Source organism: Thermoproteota archaeon (assembly GCA_030130125.1).
Classification (GTDB): Archaea; Korarchaeota; Korarchaeia; order Korarchaeales; family Korarchaeaceae; genus Korarchaeum.
The window spans coordinates 1-11327 of sequence record JARZZM010000063.1 but is presented as its reverse complement, the minus strand read 5'-3'; the positions used below and the strand labels follow the sequence as shown (position 1 = coordinate 11327).

Sequence of the window (11327 nt, the reverse complement as noted above, 5' to 3'; positions counted from 1 at the left end):
GTCTCGTCATCCTCAAGTATCACCTCTATCAAACCACCTTCATCGACCCCTAAGTGCTCTAAGACCTCCCTCCTCAGGACGGTCCTGCCTTTCCTGTCGTACACCTTGATTATCACCGATTTCAATGTACCACCTAGTCTATGGTATAAACTTTAAATTAAAAGTGTAACTCGATTGAAGGATGATACTTCTAGATACAGTTGCACTTTGGGGCCTAGTATTCACCAATTCCAAGTATCATGAGATGGTCATGAGCTCCGTTAGAGGTGAAGGGGGTGGTGATCCATGCGATCTCTCTCCACGAACTTTTTTATCCGGCCTACAGGTTAGAGAGCGAGTCAGGTAAAGATCTAGAGGCGGGTCTGTCCTTAATTGGAGAGTTAGCGGAGGCTTATAAAACGCTCAGACTTGCTTGCAACTTCCTAGGGATAAAGAAGGTTAAGATAATCCCACTCACCTTAGAGGACATTGTGGAAGCCTATTCACTTATCCTAGATCACAGGGATTTGTTTATTGAGGAAAGAGGGGGTTACTGGCCCGGGGTTGCGGATGCGATCGTTGCGGCCACTTGAGGAGATTCAAGGTCCCTCTTCTCACCAACAACAGGTCTCTGATGGATTTTGGGTCGAGGATGGGGCTGCCCGTTCGTCCATTAGAAAAGTAGTTTTGTTAGAGTTGATTGACTGCTTGCAAGGGCTCTCATTAACTTTATTGATCCAAAATCCTCGGGGATCAACTTCCGCCAGACCCCATCGAGTTCGGCCTGTAAATGCACGCAGGATCCTCGCCCAGTATGTCTCCAGTCAATGCAAGGGCCCTAGCTCTGCTGCCGCCGCATATGTGTCTGTACTCGCAGCTCCCGCATCTCCCCCTGAATTCGGCCCTCTTAATCCTTCTCAGGATATCATTCTCCCTGTATATCCTCACGATGTCCTCAGACCTCACGTTACCCAGCCTGTAAGGCGCGAAACCGCTGGGGTACACATCCCCATTGTATGCGACGAATAGGATACCGTATCCGTCCCTAGTTTGAGCCGACCTCATTGAGGGCTTCCCCATTGGGAGCCCCATCAGGTCTATGAGTCTCCCCGTTAGCCTCCTGTAGAGGTCTCCTAACCCGTACCTCATGGCGATCTCGTCCACGTAATCGCCATCGCCACTTATACCCTCCATCCCCTCCCCTCTCCTAGTGAGGTAGACCCTCCTGAGGAAGGGGGCTTCGACGGTCCTCACCTCCATTCCGTACTTGGAGACCTCGAAGAGGAAGTGAACCACATCCTCATACTCTCGAGGGGATAGGTCCGTTAGCTCCATCCCCCTCCCTACCTTGATTAGGAAGAAGAGTTCCCAGATCTTTATGCCTAACTCTGTGAGGAGGTGGGCTATTTCCGGGAGGTCCATCACGCTCTCCTTGGAAACGAGGGTGTTCACCTGAGGTACCCACCTATCTCTGCCATCAGCTAGTATCCTGAGAACCTCCAGTGTGGCCTCGAAGTGGCCCCGAACCCCTCTTATGTAGTCGTGAGTCTCCCTCATGCCATCCAAGCTTATAGAGATGAAGCGAACGCCGTACTTGGAGAGCATGTCCAGCGAGCTCAGGAGCTTCTCGGTCACCGCCGGGGCTATGCCCACCCTCAGACCAGAGCCAGTTGCGTACCTCACTATCTCCTCCAAGTCTTCCCTCATGAGGGGATCTCCGCCGGTGAGGATCAGCACTGGATAGGGCTCACCGAATCCCCTGATCTGATCGATCAGCCTCTTACCCTCCTCCGCGGAGAGTTCACCTGGCAGGGGATCTGGAATGGCTTCTGCACGACAGTGCCTGCACTTCAGGAGACAGGCCTTGGTCATCTCCCAGAAAATGAGGATAGGTCTATCCTCCAGGTTCAGCCTTGGATGAGGCATGTGGGATCCTCTCCTAGGAGGTCTCCTGTGTAGATGTATGCTTTCACCCTCGATCCCCCGCACATGTCCCTGTAGGGGCAGAAGCCGCACCTACCCTTCAGCTGCGAGGAGTCGCCAGCGGCTCCATACAGTGGATGGTTCAGAAGTCCCCTGAGGTCATCTCGAAGGGCATTCCCCAGCCTGAAATCCGTTAGGTAGTTGCTCAGGTACACATCGCCGGTGGGCGAGATTGAGACGAAGCCCCTACCTTCAACGGAGAGCCTCCTAGCCTTCATCCTTTCCTCGGCTCGGGAGGTATCGTAACCCCTTTCCCTGAGTCTCTCCATAACGTAGATGGCGGTGGATGGGTGGAGCCCTATATCTATCTCCACTCCCCCGTAGGCACCGCCCAAGAGCATCTCATCTATGAACCAGTCGAGCAGTGATCTCCACTCCTCCTTGGAGGGAACTTCCTCCCTCAGCAAGGCACCCCTGCCTACCGGTATGAAGTCGCAGAGGTAAACGGCCTTAGCTCCGTACTCCACAGCCATGTCGAAGAGGTACTTGATGTGGGGAAGCACCCTCCTCGCTACCACGGTCTTTATGGTCAGGCTCAGGCCGTAGTCCCTCAGCAGCCCGAGGGCTCTGATCACCCTCTCGTGGGAACCGGGCACCCTCGTGAAAGCATCGTGCACACCTTCGGATCCGTAGAGCGGGATGGCCACGTTATCCACTCCCGAATCAGCCAGTTCTCTTGCCACCTCCTCGTCAACAAGGGTCCCGTTGGTGCTCAGGATGACCCTGATTCCCAATTCCTTCAGCTTCCTCAACAAGATCATTATGTCGTCCCGGAGGAGGGGCTCCCCTCCGGAGATGAAGGTGAGGGGTCGACCAGCCTCCTCCAACCTCTCAGCTACCCTGAGGACCTCTCCAGTGGAGAGCTCTGGCGTGACCCTGCCCCCCTCGTAGCAGTGAATGCATCTGAGGTTGCACCGCTCGGTGACGACCCATATAACCGAGCTGATCCCACCCCTCCTTAAGGAGGCCATGGCTGCCCTCTCGGCCGCCGAGAGGGAATCGTTACCTGTAAACAGGGACCTGAGATGGGTCATAGCATCACCAGCGCATCTCGATCCGTGGCATGACGTACTTGGGGACGAGGATCCCGGCCAGCAAGTTGGACACCAAGGCCACCAAGAAGATGGTGGAGACTATGAAGGCGCCGAAGTCTACCAGCTTCCCTAGGAAGAGGGTTATGAAGAGGTACTGGTAGATGCCCGCGAGGAAGCTGGAGATCACCATGGTGAGGGCTATCGGCAAGACCCTGTATCTGCCCTCCTCTGCTTCCCTGTAAACTCCCGAGAGCCAGAAGGCCACATCTATCACCAGGCCTCTGATGAGGAAAGCTCCCAAGATCAGGAGGAAGAGGATCGATTGGAAGCTGTAGAGCAGTCCCGCGACGAAAGATATCGCAGTAGCCGAGTAGGGTTCCCTGATTACTAGAACGCCGATCAGGAGCACGATAGCGTAAACTATGGCCCCGTAACTGACGGTCAGCTTGACGAAAAGGGCTGCCAAGAAGGCCAGAACGGAGAACATGGCTATTAAACTAACCTTCACGCTAATGCTACGGCTGTGAGGGACTCCCATGCTCCCACTTGGCGGGATCAGCAATTGCTTTTATATAATAGTTACGTGCTCGGCAAAAGAGGTATGTAGACCCCACACCTTGGAGGACTCTTGGGCTAGGGTTCCAGCCTCTCCAGCCCACCCACCTTATCGAAATCCGTATCGTAGCTTACCAAGGTCGTTATACCATTCTCAAAAGCGGATGCAGCGTGTATAGAATCTCTGGGTTTCATTCCATACTTCTCCATTATCTCCTGAGCCCTTAACAGGGTATTCTTGGTCACAGTTAAGAACCTAAGGTGAGGAAAGTTCAGGAAGAGTCTACCAGCCCTGACGGATGATTCCACACCATCCACCTTCCGGACCACCCAGACCAGTTCGTCCCAGCTCAATGTGGAAGTGTAGGCCATCACCTCCCCCGAGGCTATCCTCTTCAGGAATTGCCTCGACCTCCTCGCCTCCTCAACCTCAGTATCGTATATGAGGGGGTAAATGAAGACGTTTGAATCAACGTAGAGCAAACCTCTCCTCCACCTCCTCCTCGATCATGCGCTCCAAGTCCACCCTCTCCTTCAGCTTGTTTCGGACTATCCCGCAGAATTCCTCCAAAAATTTCTCAGGATCCTTCCCTGGTCTTATTACAATCTCTCCTCCCCTCACCTCGATCAGCACGTCATCGCCGGGGCCTATACCGAGGGCATCCCTGAGCAGCTTCGGTATGACTATCTGTCCCCGGGGTCCCACTCTCTTCCTAATTGTAATCATACTAATCGGTATGAATAATTCCTACATCATAGTTAAATCTTGCGTGGCTCCCCACGTTAGGAGCACCTCCAATACTGTAGAGGTGTGTTTGGCATACCTGTTGCATACATAAAATGGGAAGAGGCTTCATGCCGGCGGTAGAAGCCACGAGATGAATTTTAGTCCCTAAATCCGGGTAGATGAAAAAGCAGAAAGGTGAAGGGAGATTCAGGAGGGCAGAACTCCCATCTGCTCCATCCTGTCGGCCACTTCCTTCAGGCCGAGCCTCTCTAGGGTCTCCCTGATGGGCCTGCCCTTGACCCAGCCCCTCACTTGGTAATACTCAGGGAGCATCTCGCCCAGCCTGGCTACGTGTCCCTTGGAGGGGCCGCCAGGTATGGGGACCTTGGTCAACCTGTCAGGCAGAGTATCGTACTCCTCCCCGTCCCCGAATGCCATTGCGTTGAATGCCCTCTCGGCGTTGTAGATGCGCTCTCCCACGGTCCTAAACTCCTCGGGAGTCATGTCCCATCCGGTCACGGCGCTCACCTGGGCAGCGAGCTCCTGATCCCAGTAGGCAAAGGTGACGAACTTGCACACCACCATGCTGTCCAACGCCGCGAACACATCCTGGAACTCCTTCAAGAGCTCGGCCTTGCCCTCCGTGGTGTATGGATCAAGCTTCCTGGGAACTCCCAATATCTCGGGGGAAATCATGTAGGCCCTGAGATGGCACCCTCCCCTGTTACTGGTCGCGTAGCCGAGGGCGTGGCCCTGCACCCCTCTCGGATCGTAAGCGGGCAGGGACTGACCTCTCACGTGCATGGAGAACTCGGGCTTTCCATACTTCTTAGCCAGCCTGTAGCCCCCGAGTGAGATGTCATCTCCGAAACCGCTCCTGTAGGCGGCGCGCCATGTCATCTCCACCACTGCCTGTGGGTTCCCGAAGTTAAGCTCCACACCGTCCAGCCTATTCTTCTCCTCCTCCGGTATGGCCCCCTTCTCGTAGAGCTCCATCGCAACCGCTATTGCATTTCCGGTCTCTATGGTGTCCATCCCTAACTCGTTGCACAGGAAGTTCGCCTTGGTGACGGCATCGAGATCGCCAGTTCCCGTGTTGGCACCGAGGGCCCACACCGTCTCATACTCCGGTCCATCACCGATCCCGGCCCAAGGCTTCCTCGTCTTGGAGAACCTGCCGCACGCTATTATGCATCCCCAGCACGGCTGCTTCTTCAGCAGGATCTCCGCAGCGATCCTCTCACCGCTAAGGTTCTCCGCCTCCTCGAACACAGCCTCTTGAAAGTTCCTAGTCGGGAATATGCCTGCTTGGTTAATTATGTTCACGAGGACAGCGGTCCCGTAATTCGGAAGTGCCTCGTTGGTGACGCCGCTCTGCTTCTTCTTGTCCACTGCGTCCCTCAGCACCTCTTGGAACTTCTGCTCGTCCCCTATTGGTACCTTCATGCTCCCCACAGCCACTATGGCCTTCAGCTTCTTGGAGCCCCAGACGGCGCCGTGAGCGCCCCTCCCAGCGGCTCTCCCCATGTCGTTTATTATCGCCGCCAGCAGGGAGAGTCTCTCACCGGCGGGCCCTATGCAGGCCACCTTCGCGTTCTTTCCATGCCTCTTCTCCAGTATCCTGGTGGTCTCGTGAGTGTCCTTGCCCCAGAGGTCCTTGGCATCCCTCAGTTCAGCTTTCCCCTCCTCCAGCACTAGGTACACGGGCTCATCAGATGCTCCCTCCAGTATGACCAGATCGAAGCCAGCGAACTTCATGTAGGGCCCGAAGTGTCCTCCGGACTGGGAGTCGTGTACCGTGTTGGTCAGGGGCGACTTGGTCACGCTCACCCACCTGCCGGCCTCCAATCCAGCAGCAACGCCAGTCACAGGTCCAGTGAGGACGAAAGCCTTGTTCTCAGGGCTCAAGGGGTCTACCTTGGGATCAACTTCCTTCAGCATCAGGTAGACTCCTAGGCCCCTGCCTCCAATCCACTGCCTCATTACCTCCTCGGGTATCAGGTCGAAGGTGTTCCCGACGGTGACCCTGCCCGAGGTCAGATCGACCCGGGCGTACCTACCCATATACCCGCCTTTGGGCAGAAAACATCACCTATTGAGAATGAAGGAGAAATCTAATATAATGTTTTATAGTAAATAGTTCACACGATTTCCTTTTAGTGATAACGTTAGAACATTTACATTATCTTCTAATAAGATAACGACGTTCCAGCGGGAATCTGGCGGGTGAAGGGAATGAGGGACCCTCAACCGGAGGAATCCCTCCACGCCTTGAACCTCTCCTTCAGGAGGTCAAAAAATTCGAACGCGGGCTTCATTATGATGAGGACGGTTCTCCTATTCTTGACCAGCAAGTAGGCCGTCAGCATGAAGGTAGAGATGGCCAATATATCTAGAGCTATCTGGGCGAATGGGAGGAAAGCCACTATCGTAGGCGGCAGTGCTCCCATCGCTGAGAGGCCCTTCATCGCCTCTATGACCGCCGGTGAGGAGATTAGTGCTATGAGGGAGGTGACGAGCGTTAGGAGCTCCACAACCTCAAGCTCGTAGGCCACCACACCTAGAGAGATGGTAGCGGCTAGGATGAAGAGCACTCCCCCGAAGGCCACATCCGGGGACACGACGGCCAGTACAAAGGCAGCCACACCCGTCAGGAGTACCGAGATCAGAGGAAGAACTACCTTCTCCTCCATGCCCGCCATCTTCTCCAGCCTCGTCACGCTCCAAGCTATGGCGATCATGGAGATCAGCACACCGAAGTCAGTGAGCTCCACGAGGTAGGTGGCATCCGCGGATAGGAGGATGAGTACGAAGAAGGCCACCAAGTACCTGCCCACCTGTGATTCAGCCACCTCCCTCCTGACGTCGAAGATGTCGATCAGCATCTCCCTGAGGTGATTTGATGCGGTGACCAAGGCAGGGATGAACGTGGTCGCTATGCCTAGGAGCAGCGCCCCCTCGGTCAGGGCTCTAGCCCAGCCGGTGGTCAGGTCCACGGCCGGTATGGGCGTCTCGGGAACCTCTCCAAGCAGGTATATAGCGAGCGAGTACACGATGAAGAGGGCCGCGGGCAGCACCACGCTGATGGCGAGAGCGTTCCTCAGCAACCTCTCCCTCTCATCCCCTGTTCCCGGGATCCCCTCGGCCAGACTCTGTATCTCTTGAAAGCCGAAGACGACCATGTACACGAAGGCCATCGCTGGCAGGGCATCAAGCGAGAGGAGGGGGCCGGGAGAAGGACTACCGCTCGCAGGTGACGCTAGGAGGGTTCCTATGTGCACTACGAAAAGTAAGACGAAGAAGGGACCCACTACGTACTGAAGCTTGACGAGCGACGCCTCATCGTTAGCGTACTTGAGGGCGACAAGGGTGAGGACGAATATGAGGATCCTGAGGGGGGTGTTCAGGCCAGGCGCCATGTCCTCCCTGCCGATGAGGGCCAATGCGTCCGGTACCATGTATGAGGCGACGACGTCCATCAGGACTAGCATGTTGAAGGCCGCCAGGGATGTGTTGGCCACCCACATGCTGAACCTAGATGCCAAGTAGGAGGGGTGCTTGGGTCCGTAGGCTCTCCTGACGAAGGCCGGCCCGCCCACGGCTGAGCCACCCATATCGTGGGTAAGCCTGTCCATCCTTGCATAGAGGAGCGCGAGGAGGAGGGCCGATGTGGATGCTAGCACCACTCCCCAGATCGAGCTGAAACCATACCTCTTGACGGCCTCGGGCAGTACCACGAAGACGGATGGGCCCAGCGTGGCCCCTATTCCAAATATTATGAGCTGACCCAAGCCATACTTGGTTCCCGGATGGGCCCTCGCACCTGTCCCCCCCTCGCCCCCGAAGTTGATAAGTATCCTGAGAGCTAGGGCGAGGGTGAGCAGCAACGGCACGATGAGCAGCACCAAGTAGAGTAGGGGGATCCCCGGTGACAGAACGAATATGTCCACCAGCAAGGGGAAGGCCATGAAGAGACTCAGTAGCCCCGGGCTCTCCTCGAAGGAGAGGAGACCAAAGGCTACCAGCAGCACCAGCGCGGCCAGAGCTGCTAGAACCCCGACGACCACCATCAGGTAGTCCATCACTCCTCTTAGCCTCATCTCCCGCCGCCCCAGTGCTCCTCATATGCCTGTCTCAGGATGTGGGCCTGATAGAAGGCGACGACAGAGACCACAAGCATAGCGAAGCCGAGCAGCTTCATGACTGGATCAGCAACTCCTAACAGATCGGGATTCTGGGCCACAGCCTCCAAGAACGAGCGCATCATCCGGGACGTGTTACCTGACACGGCGTAAGCCGGCGTGAGCAGGTATATGCCAGCTATGAGGGACATAGCAGCCACGACCACCCAAGCCACTTGGAGCAGAAGGAAGTAGATCCTGTTCACCATCCAAGGATTGCAGATCAGTATCCTCAGGCTTCTTATTCCCCTAGTCTCAGATTTCCTCAGCTCCTCCGCCAGCTCCCTCGCTTCTCGGGGGGTGAGGGAGTCCAGCGCCCTCATAATGTCCGCTACCTTCTCGGACCTCGACCCCAACTCGGACATCTCGCTCACTTCTGGGTCTAAAAGATAAACACTCCGACCAGTGACCACCTAGGGGTGGGAGGAGACTTAGCTAGGTAAGAAAAAGGATTATGATGTGACGACAGTCAGCTCAAAACCCTCCACTAGACCGTTGGTGTCCGACCACCTCATCAGGAAGATGCCCTCGTATCCCAGGCTCCCCACATGGTTTACAGCCCATATGGGCCCACCCTCGTCCCATCCTAGTGATCCCGGCAACCTTACATCCCCCGCCGAGCAGTCCACCAGCACGACGGCTTAGTCCTCGTGGCCGTAGGTGGCCCTGTAAACTCTTCCACCTTACCTCATGGCCGTGTACTCCCTCCCCTCTCTGAAGAACGTGATGCCATATCTCCCCCAGGGACCCAGTTCACCCGCGTAGAGGAAGGGCCGCGGCGTTCGATCAGTCCATCGTCTATTAGCTTTCTCTCGTTGTAGGGATTCTTAATTCCACGTAATTCCAAGCACTTGGCCTTCTCCCATCAGTGTACAGATCCACCAGCGGGAGAGCACTAATACCAAGGCAATGATGAGCAGTACCGCGCAGCTCACCTATCCCTTAATCAGTGTACCACGCGACGGATTGACCCGACATCTAATTGGTGAGAAGTATTTTTCAGGGGACATAACGCCATTATTATCCAGCGACATCGCAAGCAAGTTTAATTAAATAATTGGTTTATTTTACTTCGGTGAGGGGTTGAGGGATTTACTGCTAATCGCTCTGTTCCTGATGGTATCCCTCGTCCCACTAGCACTGGCGGCACCTTCACCTGACACCTACTATGTGGCCCCTTGGGGAGATGATAACAATCCGGGGACGAGAGACAGTCCCTGGAAGAGTCTTGGACTAGCTACTAGGAGGATGAAGCCAGGAGACACGCTTATAATATTAGAGGGGAAGTACGTCCTGAGCGAGTACGATACCGATATAATCATGCCACCATCGGGAAGAGAGGACGCTTGGACCATTATTCGGGGTGAGGGAAGCAGGAGACCCGTGCTGGCCGGTAAGGACAATCTGTTGACCGCTATAGATATATCGAGAAGGAGCTACATCAGGATAGAGAACTTGGAGATCACCAGCGATGATGGTGCCCAGTTCAGGGATGGAATCGAGGCCCTCGGAGGGCCAGTGAGCCATGTCGTGCTGAAGGACCTGTACATCCATCACATTGATGAGATGGGCATAGACATGGCGGATGTGGAGGACCTGAAAGTAATCAACTGCTCGATCACCTACTGCGGCTTTGGATCCATAGGGGGACCAAAAGGAGAGCATGGTGGATGGAGGAACGTCCTCATCCAAGATTGTTACCTTGCCTACGCGGGTCACTACTATCAGGGGGGACCGGGGTCCTCTCCATACGATAGGCCCGACGGCTTCGGCATTGAGCCCTCCCTCGGCCCCATTGAGATAGCCAGAACCATTGTGGAGCATAACAGGGGAGATGGTCTCGACTCCAAGGCGGATAACACCTACATACACGAGTGCGTAGTGGCTAACAACTTCGCCGACGGGGTGAAGCTCTGGGGACCGGGTAGCAGGCTGGAGAACACCCTGATCTATGGGAGGGGGGATGGGAGCACCCAAGTGACTCCTTGGTCGCCCATCGTCGTGGCTTCTCAAAGGCCGGGGAAGTTTGAGATCATCGGGGTGACGATGGACGACGAGATCGGCGGGAACTACATAATGCATGTCCAGTACGATTACGACGTGCCCATAGAGCTTACCGTGAAGAACACCATATTCAGCGGGAGAGGACCCAGCTCGCCAATATTCGTGAGGAAGGGGGTTAAATTCAAGTTCGATGGGTGCCTCTTCTACTTCCCTAGGAGTGGATTCGTCCTGACGGTTGGGGAGGAGCAGTACGGCCCCGAGGATGTGCCCAAGCTGGGTAATAACTTTTACGGAGATCCCATGTTCGTGAGGACTGGATTCGGCGGGAATGGAGACTACCATCTGAGGAAAGGCAGTCCAGCCATAAATAATGGAGTTCGTGCGTCCTTGAAGACGGATTTGGATGGGTGTCCTAGACCCCAGGGAGGTGGGTTCGACATAGGCGCGTATGAGTTCGGATCTTGCTCTAGAAGGTTGAACGAGGGACATCCTCAGGAGGAAGCCGCCACTCTCTCCAACACTAAAACATCACCACCAGAATTGACCGAGACTAGAGTATCTGGAGGGACGGTAACGGTCGTCAAGGAGGTCGAGAGGGATGAGAGGTTGATCGAGTACTTGCTGAGTCTCATAGCTGTCCTCCTGGTAATCATGGTGGTTGCCTTAGCCTTGGGAACCTTTAAGCGAGTGGATCGGGAGTCGTCTCAGAGTATGCGTTGAGAGTGAGAATACCGGTAACAGCAGCTGGTTCTTCAAAACATTTGCTCAACGGTTGCCCCTTGATTCACTAGTAGGCTCGGTAGATGTAGATTGTGACTTACAGGATCGAAAGGTCAACGAAGCACCTGATGAAACTTCCTAAGT

The 11327-nt window shown here is 55.2% G+C and carries 11 protein-coding genes; 2 read left to right on the top strand and 9 right to left on the bottom strand.

Features of this window, described 5'->3' with window-relative positions:
• Positions 1–275: 275 nt before the first annotated feature.
• Positions 276–572: a hypothetical protein gene (locus QI197_08280; protein MDK2373356.1), complete on the top strand. Its 297-nt coding sequence runs from the start codon at positions 276–278 to the stop codon at positions 570–572.
• 160 nt (positions 573–732) lie between these two features.
• On the opposite strand, the gene QI197_08275 is transcribed toward QI197_08280, so the two are convergent.
• From QI197_08275 to QI197_08235, 9 genes are all read right to left on the bottom strand, one after another.
• Entirely contained in the window at positions 733–1905 is a 1173-nt protein-coding gene (locus QI197_08275) for a TIGR04053 family radical SAM/SPASM domain-containing protein (GenBank protein ID MDK2373355.1), read from the bottom strand.
• Positions 1887–2996: a radical SAM protein gene (locus QI197_08270; protein MDK2373354.1), complete on the bottom strand. Its 1110-nt coding sequence runs from the start codon at positions 2994–2996 to the stop codon at positions 1887–1889. Before QI197_08270 ends, QI197_08275 begins: the two co-directional genes overlap by 19 nt.
• 4 nt (positions 2997–3000) lie before the next feature.
• Positions 3001–3504, bottom strand: a complete 504-nt coding sequence (locus QI197_08265) for a hypothetical protein (GenBank protein MDK2373353.1) — start codon at positions 3502–3504, stop codon at positions 3001–3003.
• A gap of 125 nt (positions 3505–3629) precedes the next feature.
• On the bottom strand, positions 3630–4034 hold the full coding sequence (locus QI197_08260; GenBank protein MDK2373352.1) for a type II toxin-antitoxin system VapC family toxin: 405 nt from the start codon (positions 4032–4034) through the stop codon (positions 3630–3632).
• Complete coding sequence (locus QI197_08255) at positions 4021–4257, bottom strand: AbrB/MazE/SpoVT family DNA-binding domain-containing protein (GenBank protein MDK2373351.1); 237 nt, start codon at positions 4255–4257, stop codon at positions 4021–4023. Before QI197_08255 ends, QI197_08260 begins: the two co-directional genes overlap by 14 nt.
• A gap of 228 nt (positions 4258–4485) precedes the next feature.
• On the bottom strand, positions 4486–6342 hold the full coding sequence (locus QI197_08250) for an aldehyde ferredoxin oxidoreductase family protein (GenBank protein ID MDK2373350.1): 1857 nt from the start codon (positions 6340–6342) through the stop codon (positions 4486–4488).
• A gap of 182 nt (positions 6343–6524) precedes the next feature.
• Positions 6525–8378, bottom strand: a complete 1854-nt coding sequence (locus QI197_08245) for a hypothetical protein (GenBank protein MDK2373349.1) — start codon at positions 8376–8378, stop codon at positions 6525–6527.
• A complete protein-coding gene (locus QI197_08240; protein ID MDK2373348.1) occupies positions 8375–8824 on the bottom strand; it encodes a hypothetical protein in 450 nt (149 codons plus the stop codon). Before QI197_08240 ends, QI197_08245 begins: the two co-directional genes overlap by 4 nt.
• Positions 8825–8911: 87 nt before the next feature.
• Complete coding sequence (locus QI197_08235; GenBank protein ID MDK2373347.1) at positions 8912–9061, bottom strand: hypothetical protein; 150 nt, start codon at positions 9059–9061, stop codon at positions 8912–8914.
• A gap of 481 nt (positions 9062–9542) precedes the next feature.
• On the opposite strand from QI197_08235, the gene QI197_08230 reads away from it, so the two are divergent.
• On the top strand, positions 9543–11183 hold the full coding sequence (locus QI197_08230) for a right-handed parallel beta-helix repeat-containing protein (GenBank protein ID MDK2373346.1): 1641 nt from the start codon (positions 9543–9545) through the stop codon (positions 11181–11183).
• Positions 11184–11327 lie beyond the last annotated feature (144 nt).